At 52.0% G+C, this 21,614-nt stretch carries 16 protein-coding genes; 9 read left to right on the top strand and 7 right to left on the bottom strand.

Going from position 1 to position 21,614, the window contains the following annotated elements:
• The first annotated feature begins 320 nt into the window (after window positions 1-320).
• Entirely contained in the window at window positions 321-1,895 is a 1,575-nt protein-coding gene (locus tag QLH52_RS09140) for a peptide chain release factor 3 (RefSeq protein WP_101055750.1), read from the top strand.
• A 275-nt stretch (window positions 1,896-2,170) separates the two neighbouring features.
• Window positions 2,171-3,118: a histone deacetylase family protein gene (locus QLH52_RS09135; protein WP_319961320.1), complete on the top strand. Its 948-nt coding sequence runs from the start codon at window positions 2,171-2,173 to the stop codon at window positions 3,116-3,118.
• 27 nt (window positions 3,119-3,145) lie between these two features.
• On the opposite strand, the gene QLH52_RS09130 is transcribed toward QLH52_RS09135, so the two are convergent.
• On the bottom strand, window positions 3,146-3,637 hold the full coding sequence (locus tag QLH52_RS09130; protein WP_319961319.1) for a cytochrome P460 family protein: 492 nt from the start codon (window positions 3,635-3,637) through the stop codon (window positions 3,146-3,148).
• A 241-nt stretch (window positions 3,638-3,878) separates the two neighbouring features.
• Between QLH52_RS09130 and QLH52_RS09125 the strand changes: the two genes are divergently transcribed.
• On the top strand, window positions 3,879-5,954 hold the full coding sequence (locus QLH52_RS09125) for a carbon starvation CstA family protein (RefSeq protein ID WP_319961318.1): 2,076 nt from the start codon (window positions 3,879-3,881) through the stop codon (window positions 5,952-5,954).
• A 149-nt stretch (window positions 5,955-6,103) separates the two neighbouring features.
• On the opposite strand, the gene leuB is transcribed toward QLH52_RS09125, so the two are convergent.
• From leuB to QLH52_RS09095, 6 genes are all read right to left on the bottom strand, one after another.
• Entirely contained in the window at window positions 6,104-7,210 is a 1,107-nt protein-coding gene (leuB, locus tag QLH52_RS09120; RefSeq protein ID WP_171694965.1) for a 3-isopropylmalate dehydrogenase, read from the bottom strand.
• Window positions 7,211-7,812: 602 nt separating this feature from the next.
• Window positions 7,813-8,325, bottom strand: coding sequence for a hypothetical protein (locus tag QLH52_RS09115; protein ID WP_319961317.1), 513 nt, complete (start codon window positions 8,323-8,325; stop codon window positions 7,813-7,815).
• Window positions 8,322-9,575: an AAA family ATPase gene (locus tag QLH52_RS09110; protein ID WP_319961316.1), complete on the bottom strand. Its 1,254-nt coding sequence runs from the start codon at window positions 9,573-9,575 to the stop codon at window positions 8,322-8,324. Before QLH52_RS09110 ends, QLH52_RS09115 begins: the two co-directional genes overlap by 4 nt.
• A gap of 124 nt (window positions 9,576-9,699) precedes the next feature.
• Window positions 9,700-11,247 (bottom strand): alpha-isopropylmalate synthase regulatory domain-containing protein, encoded by a 1,548-nt coding sequence (locus QLH52_RS09105; RefSeq protein ID WP_319961315.1) that lies wholly within the window; start codon window positions 11,245-11,247, stop codon window positions 9,700-9,702.
• Window positions 11,248-11,679: 432 nt separating this feature from the next.
• Window positions 11,680-12,201: a DUF1097 domain-containing protein gene (locus QLH52_RS09100; protein ID WP_319961314.1), complete on the bottom strand. Its 522-nt coding sequence runs from the start codon at window positions 12,199-12,201 to the stop codon at window positions 11,680-11,682.
• A gap of 325 nt (window positions 12,202-12,526) precedes the next feature.
• Window positions 12,527-13,348 carry a hypothetical protein gene (locus QLH52_RS09095; protein WP_319961313.1) on the bottom strand — a complete coding sequence of 274 codons (822 nt, stop codon included), beginning with the start codon at window positions 13,346-13,348 and terminating at the stop codon, window positions 12,527-12,529.
• Between the two features lie 597 nt (window positions 13,349-13,945).
• Between QLH52_RS09095 and QLH52_RS09090 the strand changes: the two genes are divergently transcribed.
• From QLH52_RS09090 to QLH52_RS09065, 6 genes are all read left to right on the top strand, one after another.
• A complete protein-coding gene (locus QLH52_RS09090; protein ID WP_319961312.1) occupies window positions 13,946-14,704 on the top strand; it encodes a class I SAM-dependent methyltransferase in 759 nt (252 codons plus the stop codon).
• Between the two features lie 183 nt (window positions 14,705-14,887).
• Window positions 14,888-15,223 carry a trypco2 family protein gene (locus QLH52_RS09085; protein WP_033158047.1) on the top strand — a complete coding sequence of 112 codons (336 nt, stop codon included), beginning with the start codon at window positions 14,888-14,890 and terminating at the stop codon, window positions 15,221-15,223.
• 25 nt (window positions 15,224-15,248) lie between these two features.
• The gene (locus tag QLH52_RS09080) at window positions 15,249-16,700 is read left to right on the top strand and encodes a trypsin-like serine peptidase (RefSeq protein WP_319961311.1); all 1,452 of its coding nucleotides are present in this window, start codon (window positions 15,249-15,251) and stop codon (window positions 16,698-16,700) included.
• Window positions 16,697-17,683, top strand: a complete 987-nt coding sequence (locus tag QLH52_RS09075) for an AAA family ATPase (RefSeq protein ID WP_051670238.1) — start codon at window positions 16,697-16,699, stop codon at window positions 17,681-17,683. Before QLH52_RS09080 ends, QLH52_RS09075 begins: the two co-directional genes overlap by 4 nt.
• Window positions 17,683-20,610 carry a formylglycine-generating enzyme family protein gene (locus tag QLH52_RS09070; protein ID WP_319961310.1) on the top strand — a complete coding sequence of 976 codons (2,928 nt, stop codon included), beginning with the start codon at window positions 17,683-17,685 and terminating at the stop codon, window positions 20,608-20,610. The genes QLH52_RS09075 and QLH52_RS09070 overlap by 1 nt, the downstream gene beginning before the upstream one ends.
• A gap of 98 nt (window positions 20,611-20,708) precedes the next feature.
• Complete coding sequence (locus QLH52_RS09065) at window positions 20,709-21,527, top strand: formylglycine-generating enzyme family protein (RefSeq protein WP_319961309.1); 819 nt, start codon at window positions 20,709-20,711, stop codon at window positions 21,525-21,527.
• The last annotated feature ends 87 nt before the right edge of the window (window positions 21,528-21,614 follow it).

Here is a 21,614-nt window from a genome sequence, read left to right as displayed (position 1 = left end):
CCCCGTCAATTTCCTAAAGTTAAGGCTTGCGCGCAGAGCATCGCTAGCCATCGGCTGTTTAACCATTAATCCTGCGATAAACCAATCCGCGCATGGCAAAAATCAACCGATAATCTAAGGCAATGACCCGTTTTTAATGACCCCTTGGGTTAATTTTAATTTGCGGCAATTCGGGGATTCGGACGACGTCATCGCCTGGGAAGAATCTACGATATAATTCCAAGATTTTTCGGCAACACCTATTGCATTGCCGGAAGTGTACTTTTAATTTTCTGTACGTCACTGCGTACACAACTATGCAAATTTAAATAAAGCAATCAATGGAATTCCCTGAATACAAGCGACGCCGCACTTTTGCCATTATCTCCCACCCCGACGCCGGTAAAACCACCATCACTGAAAAATTGCTGCTGTTCGGCGGTGCGATTCAGTTAGCCGGTTCGGTCAAAGGTCGCAAAGCCGCGCGCCATGCCACTTCCGACTGGATGGAAATGGAAAAGGAGCGGGGCATTTCCGTAACCACCTCGGTGATGCAGTTTGAGCACAACGATTGCATCATCAATTTGCTCGATACACCGGGCCATGAGGACTTTTCCGAAGATACTTACCGGACATTAACAGCCGTAGACTCGGCGTTGATGGTGATCGACGTGGCGAAAGGCGTAGAGGATAGGACCATCAAATTGATGGAAGTCTGCCGGCTACGGGATACACCGATCCTGACCTTCATCAACAAGTTGGACCGCGAAGGCCGTGAGCCGATCGAACTGCTTGACGAAGTTGAAAGCGTGCTAAAAATTCAATGCACGCCCATGACCTGGCCAATCGGTATGGGCAAACGCTTTAAAGGGGTTTATCAGCTGTATAAAGATGAGATATTGCTGTTCAGTCCGCACCACGGCGGTCGTATCGCCAAGGCCGAAGTCATCAAAGGCTTGAACAATCCCAAGCTCGACGAATTGCTGGGTTACCAGGCGGAAGAATTGCGCGACGAGATCGAACTGGTCAAAGGCGCCAGCCACGAATTCGATCATGCTAAATATTTGGCGGGTCAACAAACGCCGGTGTTTTTCGGTTCGGCGATCAATAACTTCGGCATCATCGAATTGCTGGACGCCTTTGCGGAATACGCGCCCGGTCCTAGATCACGCCAAGCCGAGCAACGCGAAGTGATGCCCGATGAAGAAAAATTCACCGGCTTTGTGTTTAAAATCCAAGCCAATATGGATCCGGCGCACCGCGACCGCGTGGCTTTTTTAAGAATCTGTTCCGGCAAATTCGATAAAGGTATGAAGGTCAATCATGTGCGGATTGGCAAAAACATCCAGGTCGCCAACGCCATTACCTTTCAGGCGGACAGCCGTAAAAACGTCGAGGAAGCATATGCCGGCGACATCATAGGCTTGCATAACCACGGCACTATTCAAGTCGGCGACACCTTTACCCAAGGCGAAGTCTTGAAATTCGGCGGTATCCCTTACTTCGCGCCGGAATTGTTTCGCCGCGTGGTGTTAAAAGATCCGCTCCGTGCCAAAGCGCTGCAAAAAGGTTTGATTCAATTGACCGAAGAAGGCGCTACCCAGCTGTTCCGCCCACTGAAAAACAACGATTTAATCCTTGGTGCGGTGGGTATTTTGCAGTTTGATGTCACCGCCCATCGTCTAAAAAACGAATACAACGTGGAATGTGCTTACGACGTTTCGCCTATCAATACGGTGCGTTGGGTCAGCGCGAAAAATCCGGCCAAACTGGAAGAGTTTAAGAACAAGGCCTTTGAAAATCTTGCCGAAGATGGCGGCGGCTATTTGGTTTATCTGGCCAGCAGTCGGGTGAATTTGCAATTGACCGAAGAGCGTTGGCCCGACATTCATTTTAGTCAGACTAGAGAACTTTGAAAGCTCATTCATAGCCAATCTTTTAAGTCGAAATCATGCGGAATCGCTTGAGGCCAAGCGATTCCTGCAAAGCTCTTCCACGGCCGACACCATCACCCGCAGCGGTTGATTGTCCACGAAAGACCCCGTGCCGCTATACTCCAGCACAAAAACTCAGCGCAATAAAAATTTGCTAACCAATTAATATTTATAGATATATTTGCGCAAGGGATATACACTGCCGAAGCCAATCCGATAAAGATACGACTTTAAGCAACATCCGCAGGAGTAAGCTTATGCGCACACTTTACTATAGTCACCCGGATTTTTTGGGCCACGACACCGGCGTAGCCCATCCAGAGAGCATCGACCGGCTCCATGTGATCGAACAAGCGTTGTCGGCACCCCAATTTGCACAATTGCAAAGAATCGCACCCGATATTCCCACCGATATCCAAGATAAGATTGGCTTGATACACAGCAAAGCCATGATAGCGAAAGTGCTATCAACCATCCCTGAACAAGGCTACGCCAATTTTGACGCGGATACCGTGGTATCGCCCGGCTCCAAACCAGCGGCTCTGCGCGCGGTGGCCGCAGTGTGCGATGCCGTCGATAGAATTTGCACCGGCCAAAACGCCAGGGCCTTTTGCGCTACCCGCCCTCCCGGCCACCATGCCATGCCGGATTATGCGATGGGGTTTTGCCTGTTCAACAATATCGCCATCGCCGCCGAATATGCCCGCAGCCGCTACGGCCTGACCAGGATAGCCATCGTGGATTTTGACGTGCACCATGGCAACGGCACCCAAGCGGCTTTTTGCGAACAGCCGCAAGTGCTGTATGCGTCCAGCCATCAATGGCCGCATTACCCCGGCACCGGCCATCCCTCGGAATGCGGTGTCGGGAACATTATCAATGTTCCCCTACCCACCGGCAGCGGCGGCGAGGTTTTTCGGGATAAATACCGCCAGTCCATTTTGCCGGCACTGAAAACATTCAACCCCGAACTGATTTTGGTTTCCGCCGGTTTCGACGCCCACAGAGACGACCCTTTAGCATCACTTGGCCTAGTGGAAGACGACTATCGCTGGATTACCGATGAATTGCTTTGCATCGCCGATGCCTGCTGCCAGGGGCGAATCATTTCAGCATTGGAAGGCGGATACAATTTAAGCGCGTTGGCTAACAGTGTTGCCGCCCATGTCGGCAGTTTGATGGGTAGCCCAACTAGAGGCGAATGAACCGCCTCTTGTCTCAAAAAACCGCGTTTATTGGAGATTAGGCAGGGTATAAACGTAGTCGCTGTCTTTCATGGGCAAATGGCAAGCGAAACACGGCGCGGATTTTTCTTGATCCAGCATTTTTAAGGTTTTCCCTTCCCAAATGCCGAAACCCCAACCGCCGGTATCAGCGTATTTCTTGCTGTCTTTCACCATCGCTTCCGCAGCGGTGAATTCGCCTGGCACAGTCGCTTGTTCCCAATTCGGATGCTTTCTTTCGCCCCACTTAATTTTGGCGATGATGCTGCCGTCCGGCCATGGTTTGACTTTACCTGCACGTGCGGCGGCGATAGCCACATGGTTACCGACAATGGCGCGCATGCTGTTTTTGTCGTGGCGCAAAGATACACCCAACAAACGCCAGTCGCGGTATTCGCCATGTTCGGGTTTAGCAGTCGGTTGGGCTTCCGCGAAAGCCCAGCCAAACGGCATTAAAGTCAAAACAGCCAAACATAAACCGCTGAAAATCGTTCTGTTCATCTTCTCGTCCTCCTTTATCTGTAATGGATAGCAAGTCTTAATTATACGCCGGCAAGTCAGCGGCTAAGGCCTATTCAATCCAATTGAACAAAACCAGCCAATGGCGGTGGCGAATTGACGGTAAAACTGTTCAAAACAGTAGGTTTCCGAGCTAATCCGCCAACAGCAATTGACGCTGACATGCTACCATTTTGCGAACTCTATCACGCAGTACACCGATTACAATCCAAAGGAACTCGCCATGTCTGGCCCCAACAAACAAGTACCGTCCATTTTTTTCTGGGCTTGCGTCGCCCTGACCGGCGCCTTCGCCGTCGGCGGCATTGCTTTGCAACGCGGCGAATCCATTAATAGCATGTGGCTGATCGTCGCGGCGATTTGTATTTACGCGCTGGGTTATCGTTTCTATAGCGCATTTGTCGCGACCAAAGTTTTGGTGTTGGACCCAAGCCGCGCCACCCCCGCAGAGCGTTTCGACGACGGCCGCGACTTTATGCCTACCCATAAATGGGTGGTGTTCGGGCACCATTTTGCAGCAATCGCGGGTCCCGGCCCCTTAATCGGGCCGACCTTGGCCGCCCAATTCGGCTATCTGCCAGGCACCCTTTGGATACTGGTGGGAGCAGTGCTTGGCGGCTGTGTACAGGATTTTGTAACGCTATTTTTCTCGATCCGCCGGGATGGCCGTTCACTAGGGCAAATGGCGAAAGACGAGTTGGGCGCTATTGGCGGCACCGCAGCCATGATAGGCGTGATGATGATTATGGTGATCCTGATCGCGGTACTGGGGTTGGTGGTCGTGAATGCCATGAAACACAGCCCTTGGGCCACTTCCACAGTAGCGGCTACTATTCCGATAGCCGTACTGATGGGCTGTTACTTACACCATTTAAGACCGGGCCGGGTGTTGGAGGCCACTTTAATCGGGGTCTCGTTGTTGATATTTGCGGTCCTCGGCGGCGGCTGGATCGATGATAGTCCGACAATACGCAGCTGGTTTGATTACGACGCCCCGCAATTGGCGGTTATGGTCATTTTGTACGGCTTCGCGGCGGCGGTATTGCCGGTCTGGCTTTTACTTGCGCCGCGCGACTATTTGTCCACCTTTATGAAACTGGGTACCATCGCCGCGTTGGCAGTTGCTATCGTCGTGTTACGCCCGGAATTGAAAATGCCGGCGCTCACCCAATTCATCGACGGCACGGGGCCGATTTTCGGCGGCAAACTGTTTCCGTTTGTGTTTATCACCATCGCCTGCGGAGCCATTTCCGGCTTTCATGCGCTGATTTCCTCCGGGACTACGCCCAAATTGCTGGCTAACGAGCAAGACGCCCGCTTCATTGGCTACGGGGCGATGATGATGGAATCCTTCGTCGCCATCATGGCCATGATTGCCGCATCGGTGTTGGAGCCTGGCGTGTATTTTGCCATCAACAGCCCGGCTGGCATTGTCGGTAAAGAAGCGGCGGATGCCGTCGCCAAGATCAGCAGCTGGGGCTTTCCGGTGAGCGTCGAGCAGATGCAGACCCTGGCCAAAACCATGGGCGAATCCACGCTGTTCGCCCGTACCGGCGGCGCGCCGTCGCTGGCGGTAGGTATGGCAAGTTTGTTCGCGCAGGTGTTCGGCGAGCACCTGCTCGCGGCCTGGTACCACTTTGCGATCATGTTCGAGGCCTTATTCATTTTGACCACTCTGGACGCAGGCACTCGCGTCGCCCGCTTCATGCTGCAAGACATTCTGGGTAATGTGGGTCTGGCGAAAACCAACAGCTACCCTAGCATCTTGTTGACCAGTGGATTGGTAGTGGGCGCTTGGGGCTATTTTCTGTACATGGGCACCATCGACCCCTTGGGCGGTATCAACAGCCTGTGGCCTTTATTCGGTATTGCCAACCAAATGCTGGCGGCAATTGCCTTATGCGTGGCCACCACAATCTTGGTGAAGTCGGACAAACTGAAATACGTTTGGGTAACGGCAACCCCCTTGGCCTGGTTGATTATCGTCACCAGCACCGCCGCTTGGGAAAAATTGTTTGCCGCCGATTTGCGGGTGGGATTTTTATCGCATGCCGCGGATTTATCCGCCCGACTCGCCAACGGCGCTCTCCCCGCCGAGCAAGTGAAAAACGCGCCCCATTTGATCTTCAATGACTATTTGAATGCCGGCTTAACCAGCTTATTCATGCTGATCACCTGGCTATTACTGGCAGACACCCTGCGCGTGATCTATTGTGTCATCGCCGGCAAAAACCACCCGCAATCCAGCGAATCTCCGCATATACCCAGCCGTTTGGTTGAAGAGTGGGTAAGGGACTAAAGCATTTGCGAAAAAGTAGGGATCGTGGCGGATGCTGTTTTAATCACACGCGCTTAGTGCTTTTCCGCAAACATCAGCGACTGGGATACGAGGCTTGTAGAAGCAAAGATAACGCAGCCTACGCCGCGTTATCGTATGGCAAGCCCTTATTAGACTTTAGGCATTTCCCGTAGCTTTGCCACCACTTTGTCGCCAAATTCAACGGTGCTGATCATCGTCACGCCGCTACCGGGTTTGGATAAGTCGGCGGTAGAGTAGCCGTCGGCAAATACGCCCTGCATGGCCGCCCAGACGTTTTTCGCTTCCGCTTCCATGCCAAAACTGTTTTCCAGCATCATCGCCACCGAACCGATCATCGAGTATGGATTAGCGATGTTTTTGCCGGCGATGTCCGGCGCCGAACCGTGCGAAGGTTCGTAGTAAGCTTTGTCCGGACCGATACACGCTGACGGCATCAGGCCCAGCGAGCCCAAAATGCCGCCGCCCTGGTCGCTGAGAATGTCGCCGAACATGTTTTCCATCACCATCACGTCAAATTGGGTCGGTTTCAGACACAGTGCAGTGGCGGCCGAATCGACCAGATAATTGACGACTTGAACGTCCGGGTATTCTTTGGCGACTTCTTCCATCACCTCGTTCCACAATACGCTGGATTTCAGCACGTTGCTTTTATGGATGTTGTGCAGCAATTTGCGGCGTTTTTGCGCCAGTTTGAAGGCCTGGTGCATGATGCGACGAATTTGTTCCTCGTCGTATTCCAGGGTTTCGCGCACGTAACGCAGGCCTTGCTCGTTGACTCCCGCTTCTTTTTGGCCGAAATACAGGCCGCCGACCAGCTCGCGCACCATAATCAAATCGATGCCATCGCCGATCACTTCCGGCTTCAGCGGCGAGAAATGCGCCAACGACCTCGGCAGGAAAACCGGGCGAAAGTTGGCGTAGGTGTTATAGCGGCGGCGTAGCGGCAACAGAGCACCACGCTCGGGTTGTTTGTCGACCGGAATTTTCTTCGATTCTTCGTGATTCAAGCCTATCGTGCCTTTCAGGATAGCGTCGGCTTGATCACAAATGTCGATGGTGGCTTGCGGGAAAGCATCGCCGGTTGCGAAGTAAGCGCAGGCGCCGAACAAAGCCGGCATCAGCTCGAAGCTAACGTCGTTACGTTCTTCGATGACTTTCAAAACCTTGATGGCTTCCGCGGTGATTTCAGGGCCGATGCCGTCGCCGGCCAGAACTGCGATTTTGTAGTTTTTCATGAGATGGTGGGTGCTGAGTGATTAAAGCGTTAAATCAGGAATTTCTATCGAAAAATAAACAGCGAATTTTAGCAGATTGGCCGCCACGCTTCTCCTGAAAAACGGCTTTGCTGACAAACGCAGGAAAAGCTTGATTGGGACGGAATTTGTAGTCGTTTTTTGTTAATTCACAGGGAAGAAAACACGTCTCATAGGACTTGAATAACCCATCGATGCCGGAAAACCGAGTAATTTTCTCCGACGCTCGTGTTAAGAGCAGCACTGGTTAGAAATTTTCCGAAACTGCCGAGCTCCGAACGAGAACGATCAAGAAAATTTCGTCATTGCTCGACGACCGAGCTGAATTGATAAAGAAATTTTATAAAACCCTGCGGCTCCAAACCTAAACATCCGAGCATTATTCTCGTTCATTCTCTCGCGGAGCTGCATTGTTTTAGCGCCGAGTGAAAACTTTGGCGTTATTTTGTCCAATGACCGAGAAAAAAGCGTGGACGTTGTAGAAAAATTTCTCAAAGGCGATAGTAAAAAAGCAAAGCGGTGGCAAAAACTGATCGGCAGCCGGCTTATTTGCCGTAGTTAACGCATTTGATCAGTTGTAATTATTACTTATGCCGCTCACGCCGGGGACGTTCCATAGGTTCTATGGGTTGATAGGCTTTCAAGCCCGCATCGCCGGTCAATATTTCCACACGATAGCCCATGTTCGCATAAAATTCGGCGACGTCCTTTATAGTGGCGTCGCCCAATGACAACTTTTGATTGGCCAAATCGGGCCAGTTTTGCGCTAAACCAATCAATTTTTTAGGGGACCACAATTCAGATTGCTGTGAAAACGCCGCCCAGGGTGTTTCTTCATTAGCGCTTTTGATCATCAAATCCGCCAAAGCTAACCCGCGATCCCGCCGACTATGTTGGGCTTGAGCAATGTGATTTCCAGTTTCGATGATCGTTGCTAATGGCAGAACGAAAATTGTCTTATCCTCCTCTTCGGCTTGTATTTTTTCAGCGACGCGATGACTATCCCATTTATCCTGGTCCGGCCCGCAATCGGTCTTTCCAGGAACATTCAGCCAAACACAGAGAATGCTGGTATCTAAAATCAATACCTTCCTCATGAAAATGCCTCTTGTTTGAGCGCCGCTTCGATTCGTCCGTCGGTCGAAAGTTGACCCAACGATCCGCTGGCCATCAACTTCGGTAATTGTTGAATATCCTCAAGTTGACTTAAAAGGCTGGAACCGGTTTGCGTATCTCGGTGCGCCACCGTAATAAAAGGGACCATACGGGCCCCCGCAGCATCTAACAAAGCGGGATTGTGGGTGGTGACGATAACGTCAATTCCGCGCGATTTGCCCAGGGTGCGCAGCATCTCGATCAACACATGCGCGCGTGAAGGGTGCAAACCATTATCCACCTCTTCAACCACCAATAAACTTCCAGGCGTTCTGGTTAGCATGGCCGTCACAATGGCCAAATAGCGTAAGGTACCGTCTGACATACCGCGAGCATCGACGGTATGGGAAACATTACCTGACCAACCTTCCTCACAGTAAAGCATGGCGTCGGTCTGGAATTTTCCAACCGGCTCGGTCCAAACCCGCTGAATGTCCCGTTCTGGTAACTCCCGAAGATAGGCTGTTAATGTCTTTTCGACTTCCTCCTTGCGGGGCGTGTCGAGCGCAGCCAATACTCCGGCGATGTTGCAGCCATCCGCTTTTAGCTTCTCGGAGAACGGAGTGTAATCACGCATATGACTGGGGACGGGATCGAACACAAATATTTGCTGCAATTGTGTGAGTACCTGTTTAATACCTTCCTGGACTTCCTTGCGAAGAGAAAAGACATCGGCTTGTAGTAGCACAGCGTGGGAACGGTTGACATCTATACGCTTACCTCTCCCCTGGCTGCCTTTGGAAAAGTACGCAGGGATGCCTGGAGCATGAGGCTCGGGAGGTTGGGTATAAAAAAGTCTGGTCTCTTTCGGCGCGGTACTTCGCGCACCATATTTCAACGACACTAATTCTTCGTGAACGACTTCAGCCTTGATGCCATTGACTTGCACTTCGAGTTGATATCGAAAATCTTGGTTTTCACTATCGCCTTCCACAGTGACGATCAGTAAAAAATTTTTTGCCGGCTTATTACAAATCCACTCGATGCCACCGCGAATTGGAGGTAAATTCACATCACCATTGATAGCTTGAAAAATACCAACGCCTGAAGCGATTCGCTGCAAAAATAACAGGGCATCTAAGGTGTTGGATTTGCCACTGGCATTGGCGCCGATGATGATCGTGAGTGGATCGATATACAGCGTACTGTCGGAAAAGCTTTTCCAGCCGACTAATTTGATTTCTTTAAGCAACTCAGTCTCCCAGTATTTGTTGCGAACATTTAGCTGATTAGTTGGCGAGCAGTATAACGGTAGTGACGGGCTGCATGGATTGGGGATTGCCTTGCTGTTTGCTGACCATTTTCGGCTGGATCATCTATGCTTGCGGGCTATTGGCCTTTTCATGCAACTGGATGTTGATCAACTTGATGGTCGCTAAAATCCCGGCAAACACCTGGTTGACGTGTACGCCGCGGGTTTTGCGCAGTTCGGTGCCGCAATCCCAGGTAATCACGCATTCGGTCAAAGCGCTGGTGTGGCCGCCTTTGGGGATGCGGATTTCGAAATCGGCCAGCGTCGGCAAGGTGTATTCGTAATGTTGCAATACCTTGCCGATGGCGTCGATAAAGGCGTCGAAACCGCCGCTGCCGGCCCCGGTGGTCTGGTGTTTCTCGCCTTTGACATCTACGCGGATGCTGACTGTAGACGGCAAATCCAGGCCACTGTTGATCGAGCAAGCCAGTAATTTGATGTGCTGATAGCTCTTGCTTTCCAGCACGTCGGCGATGATGAACGGCAGGTCGTCGGTGGTAATGGTTTGTTTGGAATCGCCGATACTGACGATGCGCGCCAGCACCTTCTTCTGGTCTTCTTCCGACAGATCCAGCTCCAACTGCTCCAGATTTTTTTTCAAGGAGGCTTTGCCGCTCATTTTGCCCAATGCATAACTGCGGATACGGGAAAAGCGTTCAGGGCCGAGCTTGGTTTTATACAAACCGCCTTTCTGGTCGCCATCGGCATGGATGCCGGCAGTTTGGGTGAACACGTCGGCACCGACGATGGGCGCATTGGCGGCGACGCGCTTGCCGGAGAAGTTTTCCACCATCTCGCTGATGCGCACCAAATGGCTCTCGTCCACGGACAATTCCATCGCCATTTTATCGCGCAGTACCACCGCCACTTCGGCGATGGAAGCGTTGCCGGCCCGTTCGCCCAAGCAGTTGACCGTGCAATGTACCGCGCTGACGCCGGCCCGCACCGCTGCCATCACGTTGGCGGTCGCCAAGCCGTAATCGTTGTGCGGATGGAAATCAAATTGCAGGGCTGGGTAGCGCTGGCACATATCGCTGAAGCTGGCGAAAACTTCGTCAGGCGCCATCACGCCCAAGGTATCGGGTAGCATGAAATGGCTGATCGGGGCTTGTTGCAAGCGTTCCATCAAGCCGTAAACATAATCCCGGCTGTCTTTGTAACCGTTGGACCAATCTTCCAGATAAACATTGATCTTCAGGCCTTGCTGGTGGGCATAGGTAATGGTTTGCAGCACATCGGCACTATGCTGGTCCAGGGTTTTGCCGAGTTGCTCGCGGCAATGTTTCTCGCTGCCCTTGGCCAGCAGGTTAATCACCTTGCCGCCGGTCGACTTGATCCAGTCCACGCTGCGGGTATGATCGACAAAGCCCAGCACTTCCACACGCTCGGCAAAACCTTCTTGTTGCGCCCATTGGTTGATCAGGCTGACTGCTTCCTTCTCGCCTTCCGAAACCCGCGCCGAAGCGACTTCTATGCGGTCAACGCGCAAAAACTGCAACAAAGCTTTGGCGATGCTGACTTTTTCCATCGGCGTAAACGCCACGCCCTGGGTTTGTTCGCCGTCGCGCAGCGTGGTATCCATTAATTGGATGTGTCTTGAATGGGTAGACATGATTTTTGTTGTTCTCGATGCGTCCTGTAGCTGTATCTGACCAAGCTAACTTCGTAGACAGGGTAGAGCGATAGCGACACCCCGTGCGTCTTTAAAAAATGGCCTTTGTGCATAAGCTGGTCGCGCGGCTTATGAGCAATCTGATTGCTTATTCCGAAAGAGACTGAGCTATGCGTAACGTGCCATTTTCGCCTAAAACAGAATGAATTGGCAATTTGCGGCTAATCCCGGGGCTGCGAGCAGCGAAACTCAGGGGAGGGAAATCGGCACTCGCGTTCCTCGCTGGGAGCCGGAGATTTCTGAACGGAACGATGATTAAACGACCGAAATCTTTTTGATAGTTAGGCGGAGTTTTTACATTCCGCCTATTTTTGCCGAACAATCGGAGTGGGTGTTTGCCGGTAAGCCCGACGGTTCAGCCTAAAAATGTGGTTACTCTTTAGTCCACTTAGCCGCTAATTGCGCGGAAAGCTGACCAAAATAAGTACCCACTACAATTGAGATTGAAATCACCAGCAAAGGATTGCTCAGCGATGCGCCGAACAAGACTTCTTGCGTCAACTTGTCCGGGGTTTGCAATAAGTAGGCAAACGTGGATGAATAGCCTAAGACGCTGGCAGGAATGGTTGCCAATTGCGGAAAATTGGCGGCCAGGCACATCACCACGACCGCAAAAGTCACCGTAATGGCGGCCATTGTTGGAAAACCTAAGGCAGTGTCCGGCGAAATCCCGGTCAAGATAATCGCCGTTACCCAGGCCATGAATACGCCGAAAATGCCGCAGACGATAGTATTTTTAAAGGCTTCTTTGGTCGCACCCAAGAAAAAATACGCTGCCCAGGCAATGGTGGCGGCCCAGATAAAGAACACGCCGCTGGCCGGTCCCACCGCCAAAAATGTGGCTACGCCTGCCAATACGCCGATGCTTAAAGAAAGTGCTGTAAGTTTGTCCATTATTGTCCCTCTGATATTGCGCCTCATCGATAGTGGTTTGCTCGATAATGCATAGAGGCTGCCCTGCAAAACCGAAATCCATTTACGGCCAAGCAATCCCGCCTCGACCGATTTGAATGGTAGCAGAGAATAGCCTCCAGATACCAATCCTCGGCTGGTTTAAACGCATGCACTGTTATGGGGCTTGATCATTTCGACAGGCGGAAGTGTCAGGTAACGCCGGCGCGCAACCTGAACTATTTGGCTGCAAACCCCCACACCGCCAGCATATATAAGGGCTGGCGGCTTGGAGTATTTACGAAGACAGACGTGCTTTAACTAAGACTCAGACAGACCGCGTAAAGATATTGCGCCGGCGGTAGCCGACAAAACCGAGCAGGGTTGAACCAAATAACCAAAACGCGGCGGGCACAGGCACGGGAGCTGCGACGACTGTCCGCGCAAATTTCTCTGAGCAAGTTGGATCGGGTTGCGCTGCACATGCGGTGCTGGCGATTTCCAGGCTACCGTCGGCGTTAACAAAATCCTCCAAAATCGGATCTCCGTTCCCATCCAGAACCGGTGCACCGTTTTCATCTAATTTCGGAGCCCTAACCGTACCGTAAAAATATAGACTCAATCCCGACGCATAAAACTCGTATTCGCCGGCTGCGGCTGCGCCATTTTTCGGGGTAAATTCGCCAAGCAAATACTCAACGCTATCGCCAGGGTTTAAGGCGATATTTTGCTTACTTAGGATACTGTTCGGGCTGGAGTCGAAATTGAATTCGTAAGGTCCGGAAGAGCAGCTATCGGCCAGAAATGTACCGGCACAACCTATAGAAGTACTCAAAGAAATACTATCCACGGTGATAAGTACGCCATTGTCTATGTATCTGCTTTGGCTAGTGTTTGAATCATAGTAAGTAAAGCTGCTTGGGTAGTTGGCCGGATTGATGCCAAACGGCGGGTTACCGCCACCTGTGCTGGAAAAAACCAAGGGATCCGATGTGGCGTCCAAACTTAGTTTCAACCAAATCGGAATGTTATCGGTTGCAACGACAGTGCCCGTAGGTTGAACAAACGACAGACTACCGCTGTAGGCCGCCTGAGCATTGGGTAGCCAAGCCAATGCCAACGTGGAAACAACAAATCGTAATTTAGACATAACGTATTTCTCCAATTTAAAAGCGCTTGAAAATCATTTTCCCAAGAGGTCTAAACCTTTAGTTTGATGACCAATTCAACCCGTCAATATCGTCGCTCTCATGCAGCAGGCAGTCCAGCGGTTCAAGTAGATTAGCGCCGCGGCAGGCGGCAACGAAGAATGCCGGGAATTTAAGGGCCAAGCCAGTATTCTAGGCAGAGAGCAGACTACATGGGTCAGATCATAACAAAATATTGCCGGGTTTATATGACAATAACGCTGTATCGAATTAGCGGCAGCATGTCCGCCACATTCATCGAAATCCGGTCACGCATGGCTGGATTAGAACGCTTAAAGATTGGCCCCATTCGCGTTTTCATCGTTATGCGAAACAAGGCGTGTATCCTAAAACTTGGCGTGTTGACTGCGATTTATCGAGGTTAGCGGCTAGAAGATAACGCGAAGGATGCCAGCGTGTGGGGAAGTGGGTGGCTCGGTATCCGTAGCGCGTTTATCTGATTATAATTTCAGAGCAAAAATACGAAATCCACACACTCCTTCCTGCCCGCTGCAATCAAGCACCAGCGCGTATTTATTAAACAAACCGGGACGCTATTTATGAATTTGAATGAAAATGCCGTGATGCCTTCTTTAACCGCACAGAATCCGTTTACCGGCCGCATCGGTGAAGAGTACGATTTTCTCGGTATGATGTGTCCCAATGTCGTGGTGCTGACGCAAAAGCTCGGCGAGACAGTCGCCGCATGGCATCCCGGCAATAGCATACAGGGGCTTGAGATCGGCTGCGGCACAGGACTGAGCACGCGGTCCTTGCTTACTCAGCGCGAGGACCTGCATCTGCGCGCTTTCGATGCCTCAGCGGCAATGCTTACGCAGGCGCGCGCGAATTTGGCGGAGTATGTCGACAACGGTCGTGTCGAATTCATCGAGAGCGATGCGCTAGCCTTTTTACAGCAGCAACCGGACGCCAGCGTTGAGGTTGTGGCCTCGAATTATGCTATTCATAATTTTCTGAATGACTATCGGGATCAAGTCTTTGCCGAAATCTGGCGCGTGCTTAAACCGGGTGGATTGTTCGCAAACGGCGACCGCTTCGCTATCGATGATCCCGCGCGGCATTTGGCTTCCACGCAAGCCGACATTCGCCATTGGTTCAAGACCTTTGGGGAACTGCAGCGTTACGATCTTTTGGAAGACTGGGTGGTACATTTGCTGAGCGACGAATCACCGGACCACATCATGCATGTGCCAGCCGTCATATCCACCCTGCAATCTCTCGGATTCAGCGATGTGCATTCGCCTTATCGTGAAGGCGTGGACATGTTGATGACCGCGATAAAGCCGAAATTGGCTTAGTTTTTTTATCGGTCATTGTTTCCGTGCTCCGGCGCTGCGTATCGCTGGAGCACGGGAAAGATAACTGTTGGGGAGATTGAGTTCAAAGACAATTCAGAGCGCTCAGAAAGGCGCCCGATAACGAATTGGTAAAACACAGTCGGTTACGCCCAACACTTTAAATAAATGACGAAGGGAGCGGCTATGAACGAGAATGACAAGCTGAATTTGGCGGAAGTGATTCAAGAGCTGAGACAAAGTTTGGTGACGGCTTCGATGCATGGGGAGGCTGAAACCATCCGCTTTAACGTCAATAGCGTAGAAGTGGAATTGCAAATGGTGGTCGAAAAATCAGTCGGTGGAAAAGCTGGCGGTAAATTTAATTTCTGGGTGTTGGGCGGCATCGATGCTGAAGCGTCAGCCGCTTATAAAAGTGCAGCTACGCATAAGATCAAATTAAGTTTACAACCGGTGGATGTGAAGAATCCGGACCCGCAGACGGGTGAGCCCAGTAAACTATTGTTGTCAGGTGATGAATAACCGAGGCATTTAGCGGGGATTAATTATGGATACCAAGCTGATTGCAAAGATTCTGCCGACGAAAAAGGATGGCAAGCGCGCTATTGGCACTGGTTATCCCATCGCTGAGGGGTTGGTATTGACAGCACGCCACGTCGTTGTTTTTGATGAGCGTGATAAGGCGGTGCCTATTGCGATTGAATGGCCGGATTCAAAGCATGTCGATACGAATGTCACCGAAATTGTTTGGGGCAGCGATGAACACGACATGGCCATTCTCAGGTGCCAAACCCCACCAAACATGTCGCTTTCCTCAGACCTATTGGCGTCACGCGATCCAAAAAGCCATGAACAGTGGAGCGGTTATGGCTATCCGGCTATCGGTAAGGAAGCTGGATCGGGATTGCGCGAAAAAATACCGGTGATGGGGGAGTTCTTTCCACCGAATGTCGCCACGCCTAAACTCACCATTTCCTGCAAAAGTGATGCTTTGGAGAAAGCCGGTTGGTGCGGATTATCGGGGGCGCCGGTATTTCACGGGCCGCAACTATTTGCGATTATCACCGCGACGCCCCAAAAGCGTGATGAATGTTTCACTGCTATTTCCATACCCTGGTTAATTCGAAATGACCAAGAATTCCAAGAAATAACGGGTATACAAGGCCAGATTCAAAAACATCAAAAATTCGTTGCCGAGCAGAAACGACAAATTAGCGATGTCTTGTCAAAAATGACCACGCAGGACGCTCTGTTCAAGCAAATTGCCGGTCAATTAAATTTGAATGTGGCGAATACTACCAATCAAAAATTAACAGACAAATTGCTGGAAGCCTTTAAGGAGGATGATTTAGCGGTTTTAGATGTGTTGCTCCGCGCCGGTGCCGATGCGTTCAAACAAGATTCCGGCGAGTTACTACGCCAGAATCTCAGGCAACTATTCTGTTTGTTTGCTGGCCTGATGGCCCCGGAATGCCAAGCAATCAAGCAGGCTTTGATTAACTTGCCGGTGCGCACCGCGATGGCGGCTGAATTGTCGCTGGCGGCGCTTTACGATACCAATCCCGAGTTCGTGAGAAATGACGGTAAAGTGCATGGCAGGCATACGATCAATGCTGCCGTGTTTACCCGTGAAACCGGTTGGAGCCAGACAGAGTTTATAAAAGACGCCACCGAAACCATTTACAAGGCAATTCACAAAGCGCCGCCGCCCGAGCCGATTGACGCCTTTGAGCTTGAGGCTTTGAATTCCACGATAAAACAGCGGCAAAATCGCTCCTTAAACCAACTGCATCGCCTGGAATTAAATCGGCGGGATACTAATTTGACTAACAACCCTTTGCTTGATGCCGCCAATTGCCAGGCTTTAATTGCCGCAGACTGCCTCCCGGATTTACCTATTGTTCACTATGGCGAAGCCGTAGCGGAAAAAGAAGCCAAGTTGAGTGCCAAAATCACAGAGCTCTTCAACATACTCGAAACCAGCCAACCAAGCACATGACAGCAACCACCCTCAAACATTTTCAAGCCGATAGCGTTATCGATTACGCGGACTGTGGTTCCTGGCGGCAAGGCCGTTATTTTCTGGATAAAGCCAGCGCTTATGCCCTGGAAATGGCCTTGGCGACCCGCCGGCCTTTGTTGGTTAAAGGTGAACCGGGGCTCGGCAAGAGCTACTTGGCGCGCGCGGCTGCGGCCAAACTCAAGCGCAAATTCATCGCCGAAGTCGTCAACATCAACACCGAAGGTCAGGATTTGCTCTGGCGTTACGATCCGGTCGCACGCCTCAACGACGCTCACGCCGGTATCAAAGATGATGACAAACTCAACCCCAAGCATTATCTCAATCCCGGTGTGCTGTGGTGGACCTTTGGCTGGGATAGTGCGGCCAAGCAATATAACGATGTCTGCCGTCATAAAGTCTACCGTCCGCAGATTTCCGACGACGGGGAACTGGACAACGGCATTGTTTTGCTCATCGACGAAATCGACAAAGCCGAACCTTCGTTGCCGAACGCACTATTAGAAGTGCTGGGTAACGGCGGCTTTGACGTACCGCTGTTGGGAGAAACCATCGGTAAGACACTGCAGACGGCAGACAAACAAGCTGCGCCGCCGCTAGTGATCATCACCAGCAACGACGAGCGTGAATTGCCGGCGGCGTTTATTCGGCGCTGTCTGGTGCTGCATTTGGCGGTGGATGATAAAAACCTTGAAACCTGGTTTTTGGAGCGCGCCAAGGTGCATTTCAATGATAGCCAGTGCAGTCACGCTATCAAACGCCTGGCGCTACAACAACTAATCGCCGACCGGCAGGAGGCTGAGCGCCACGGCACCATCAAGGCCGGCTTGGCGGAATACCTGGATTTATTGGCAGCGCTGGATGAAATGACTGATTCCTCAGTGCAAGGCCAAGAGCGGGATACTTATCAGCAATGCTTGCTGGCTGAGATCCAGCACTTTGTGTTGCGCAAAGCGTTGTAATGCCGATTCATACTCAGACCAGCCGCGGCGACTTACTGCGCTGGCTGCAGCGCTGTCAAACTCAGGACGAAAAATGCCTGGGCGCGACGATATTGGGTTACGAATGGTCTGCGCCAGTCACGATAAGCCATGAAATTGATTTTAAAGTTTCCCCTCGGGAGCCACCCGAAATAGACCCAGCCCCTGTTCCTACGCCGGCTAAATTCGCTCAGAAACGCCCGCAAGCATTGTTCTACGCCCTTGCTCATTATGAGCATTATGCCGATCCGCAACAGCTTGGCGACAACTTGCCGCCCGCGCTTCAAGGCGTTGAGCCGCTTTCCGACGCCGATTTGCAACCCTTTGCCAGCGGAGAACCGCTGCCGCATCAAGCCATCGTACCCGAAGCCCGTATGCGCGATTTTTTGCGGCAATCCATAAGCAATAGCTCGGGGCAGCGACTGGATATACCGCAGTTGGTCAAACGTATCGCCCGCCTGCAAACCTTGTATCATCTACCGCGCAAGCCACGAGTGCTGCCGGCCGGGCGGGTTTATGTCGTCCTCGATCTGAACAAACGCTTGCTGCCGTTCTGGTTGGACGCCCATCGTTTGTGTGAAAGTATCGTCCGTCAGTACGGCTTGAACGGCCTGGAAATTCGCGTGATTGACGATGACCCGCAAGGCGAATATTGGGATTGGTTTGATCAACAGCAACAGCAACAGCTTAAGCAGTGGCAAGCGCTCACCGCGCAAAGTGTGGTGTTCATCGTCAGCGACCTGGGGCAATTGGCTGAACAACACAGCCCGATACGCACGCGGTGGGACAGTTTTTTCCGGCAACTAAGCCGTAAAAACACCACGCCGGTCGTGCTGGCGCCCGTATCGGCGGCCCAGCAACAGCCCGAGCGCCTAAAAACCATCCGCCAAGTGTTGTGGCACAAACACGGCAAGCTCAAACCGGAAAAGATCGATCCGGATATCAAGGCCCACGCTGAACATGTCCGCAAGGTCTTGGCATTGTTATCCATTGCCGTACACGTCGAACCTGAGTTGCTGCGCGCCTTGCTGCGCTGTTTACCCGCTGAACAAGCCGATAGCGGCATCGAAGCGGCGGTGTATCAGCATGCCGATATGCAATGGGGTTATACCGCCATCAGCATGCGCCCGGAAAAACGGGCCGAGTATCAAGCCGAATTTAAACAGCTGGACGCTGGCTTGCAATATCAAGTCTTGAGTTTGCTCAAACGCCAGCATATCGGCCAGTTTCCAGCGATTTGGGCGGAGGAAGTCATCAACGCCTTGCCCTTGGTGGCTTTCCCGCTCGAACAATTGGCCGATGTCCAGCAGGCGGAGGCTTTTATGCAACGCTTTGCCAAAACCCTGCAGAGTGCCCAGTCCGACAGCGGCATGACGCAATTTGCCCGGCGGCATTTAAACCGGTTAAGCGGTGAGGCGATTCGTTTGAATAATCACCGCTATACCAGTGCGCTTTACGGTTTAGCGTATCGCGAGCAACTGCGGGCTGGTGCTCCTTTGCCTGCGGAATATGATGCAGAAGTCGTTCAGACTATCATTCGAGAGCCCATACAGCTTGCTCGATATGCGGTCTGGCAATATGGCGAAAGTATATGGTTAACGGGTGTTGACCAACGTCCGGCCGAGTTTGGTGGCGTGCAATTCAGTCAATTTATTGCAGTGCACGACAGCATTAGATTGATAACTAGAGAACTTGATAATGATCACTGGAATATTGCGGAATCGTTCGTTAAATTGCCACTCGAAAATGAGCCGCTACAAATTATCCCTCGTTTGCAAGGTCAAATCCTGACGATTGATACTGGAATGAACCGATTGACGCTGATGCCTTTCCGAAAACCGAATTGGGCGGATAGCATTTTTTGTTCTGATGAAGGGTTGATTGTCAGCCTGTTTTTTGCCGGTAAGCGTTACGAGTTGAGATCGTTGGTAGAAGGTGGCCTTCGGGTTAGGGCTGATGTACATACCTTTCATACGCAGCAAAGTTTTGGCTGGTTGATTAAAAATGATGACGGCCAGTCGCTTGGTTTTGATGAATACGGTCTTTACGCCGACCTCACCGTCAACCGGGTCACCCAGCGTTTCCGCTGGATCGAGCCGGGCACTTTTATGATGGGTTCGCCGGAAGACGAACCGGGACGCTACGACGACGAAACCCTGCATGCGGTCACCTTAACTCAAGGCTTCTGGCTGGCCGACACCGTCGTCACCCAGGCTTTCTGGCTGGCGGTGCTCGGCGGCGACAATCCTAGTTATTTCAAAAAGGATCCGCAAAACCCGGTAGATCAGATCAGTTGGGACGATGTCCAGCGGTTTATCGAACGTCTGAATACTCTGGTGCCCGGCTTGCGAGCCCAATTGCCGACCGAGGCGCAATGGGAATACGCCTGTCGAGCCGGCACGGCCACGCCGTTTGCATTCGGCGCCAAGATCACGCCGCAACAGGTCAACTATGAAGGAGACCGTCCCTATGCTGGCGGTGAACGAGGCTGGAGTTGGGACCGTGAAAAGACCGTTGCGGTGAAGTCGCTGCCGGTCAACCCGTGGGGGCTATACGAAATGCACGGCAACGTCTGGGAATGGTGTCGGGATGCGTGGCATGCTGATCTGGGCACTGCGGCCGTGGTCGATCCGTTAACGCCTGCGGATACCGACGCAAGCGGCGACCGCGTGTTGCGCGGCGGCTCTTGGCTCAGCTACGGTAGGGACGTGCGCTCAGCCATCCGTAACCGCCACGCGCAGGACTACCGCTACCTCAGCATCGGTTTTCGGCTTGCCCTAGGTCAATCTGAGCTCAGGCCAGCAACGGCAGGCGGAGCCGTAGAGCCGGTGACGGCCAGGGACACGCCCTGGCCAGACAGCGGGCGTCGCGGAGCCGCCGCCGGCCTGGTTGACGGCGAAGATGCCTAAATATTGGCGTAAGCTGGCCGAATGTCAAAAATGATGAAGTATCTTTTGCCAAAGACTAAACGCGAATTTTGCCGCTGATGTTTATCTGCCTGTAAATTATGAGCTCACCCTACCGCAATCACTTGTCGCCTCCGATGTTCCCCCTGGCTTGGGCCAGCGAATGGGGCGAGGATGGTTATGGCTTATGGCAGACTTTAATATTCAACAATGTCAGGCAAGTGTTTCGCTGGATTGAGCCGGGGACATTTTTGATGGGTTCCCCGGAGACTGAAACAGGACGCTACAACTACGAATACCGGCAGCGGGTGGACTTCGAATCAGGTTTTTGGCTGGCCGACACCGCTGTGACTCAAGCGCTTTGGTTGCAAGTTCATCCGGGTGATAATCCCAGCCGCCATCAGGAACATCGCGACTTTCCCGTGCATCGGGTGAGTTGGGACAATGCCCAAGCGTTTATTGCGCAGTTAAACGAGGCTATCCCTGGTTTTCAAGGCCGGCTACCTAGCGAAGCGGAATGGGAATACGCCTGTCGTAGCGGTAGCGATACGCCGTTCAATTTTGGTGAAACGATTGATTCGCAGCAAGCGAATTTTAACGGCGACTACCCCTATGCAAACGCGCCGAAGTGCGAATTTCGCGGTAAACCCGTGCCGGTAAAGAGTTTGCCCGCTAATGCCTGGGGGCTTTACGAGATGCACGGCAATGTTTGGGAGTGGTGCCAGGATGCTTGGCGAGAGAATTTCAGTGTCGGAAGCTCAGTTAGTACGCCGTTGTCTTGGGAATCCGCAACAGAACGAATTGCTCGCGGCGGCCCCTGGGATGCCGATGCGACCTTCGCCCGTTCCGCCTACCGATACCACTTCGATAAATCCCAACGCAGCGAGTTCTTTGGATTTCGTTTGCTGGTTGATGGCTAGCTTCAATTTTAAAAGTTCTGACAAATACGACTTACCGCAATGCGTCCGCTAAGCGACATACCTTAACCGGATTCTCCAGCTATATTT

The sequence above is a fragment of the Methylomonas defluvii genome (assembly GCF_033949435.1).
Classification (GTDB): domain Bacteria; phylum Pseudomonadota; class Gammaproteobacteria; order Methylococcales; family Methylomonadaceae; genus Methylomonas; species Methylomonas defluvii.
Note: the sequence above shows the minus strand (reverse complement) of the source record. Positions and strands in the feature narration are given on the sequence as shown.

What these genes read in the sequence shown, in the direction of transcription:
- QLH52_RS09100 (WP_319961314.1), bottom strand. Translation starts at nt 12,201, where the DNA reads ATGGACAAACTTACAGCACTTTCTTTAAGCATCGGCGTATTGGCAGGC.
- QLH52_RS09070 (WP_319961310.1), top strand. Translation starts at nt 17,683, where the DNA reads ATGCCGATTCATACTCAGACCAGCCGCGGCGACTTACTGCGCTGGCTG.
- QLH52_RS09080 (WP_319961311.1), top strand. Translation starts at nt 15,249, where the DNA reads ATGGATACCAAGCTGATTGCAAAGATTCTGCCGACGAAAAAGGATGGC.
- QLH52_RS09105 (WP_319961315.1), bottom strand. Translation starts at nt 11,247, where the DNA reads ATGTCTACCCATTCAAGACACATCCAATTAATGGATACCACGCTGCGC.
- QLH52_RS09140 (WP_101055750.1), top strand. Translation starts at nt 321, where the DNA reads ATGGAATTCCCTGAATACAAGCGACGCCGCACTTTTGCCATTATCTCC.
- QLH52_RS09095 (WP_319961313.1), bottom strand. Translation starts at nt 13,348, where the DNA reads ATGTCTAAATTACGATTTGTTGTTTCCACGTTGGCATTGGCTTGGCTA.
- QLH52_RS09065 (WP_319961309.1), top strand. Translation starts at nt 20,709, where the DNA reads ATGAGCTCACCCTACCGCAATCACTTGTCGCCTCCGATGTTCCCCCTG.
- QLH52_RS09135 (WP_319961320.1), top strand. Translation starts at nt 2,171, where the DNA reads ATGCGCACACTTTACTATAGTCACCCGGATTTTTTGGGCCACGACACC.
- QLH52_RS09125 (WP_319961318.1), top strand. Translation starts at nt 3,879, where the DNA reads ATGTCTGGCCCCAACAAACAAGTACCGTCCATTTTTTTCTGGGCTTGC.
- QLH52_RS09115 (WP_319961317.1), bottom strand. Translation starts at nt 8,325, where the DNA reads ATGAGGAAGGTATTGATTTTAGATACCAGCATTCTCTGTGTTTGGCTG.
- QLH52_RS09085 (WP_033158047.1), top strand. Translation starts at nt 14,888, where the DNA reads ATGAACGAGAATGACAAGCTGAATTTGGCGGAAGTGATTCAAGAGCTG.
- QLH52_RS09090 (WP_319961312.1), top strand. Translation starts at nt 13,946, where the DNA reads ATGAATTTGAATGAAAATGCCGTGATGCCTTCTTTAACCGCACAGAAT.
- QLH52_RS09130 (WP_319961319.1), bottom strand. Translation starts at nt 3,637, where the DNA reads ATGAACAGAACGATTTTCAGCGGTTTATGTTTGGCTGTTTTGACTTTA.
- leuB (WP_171694965.1), bottom strand. Translation starts at nt 7,210, where the DNA reads ATGAAAAACTACAAAATCGCAGTTCTGGCCGGCGACGGCATCGGCCCT.
- QLH52_RS09075 (WP_051670238.1), top strand. Translation starts at nt 16,697, where the DNA reads ATGACAGCAACCACCCTCAAACATTTTCAAGCCGATAGCGTTATCGAT.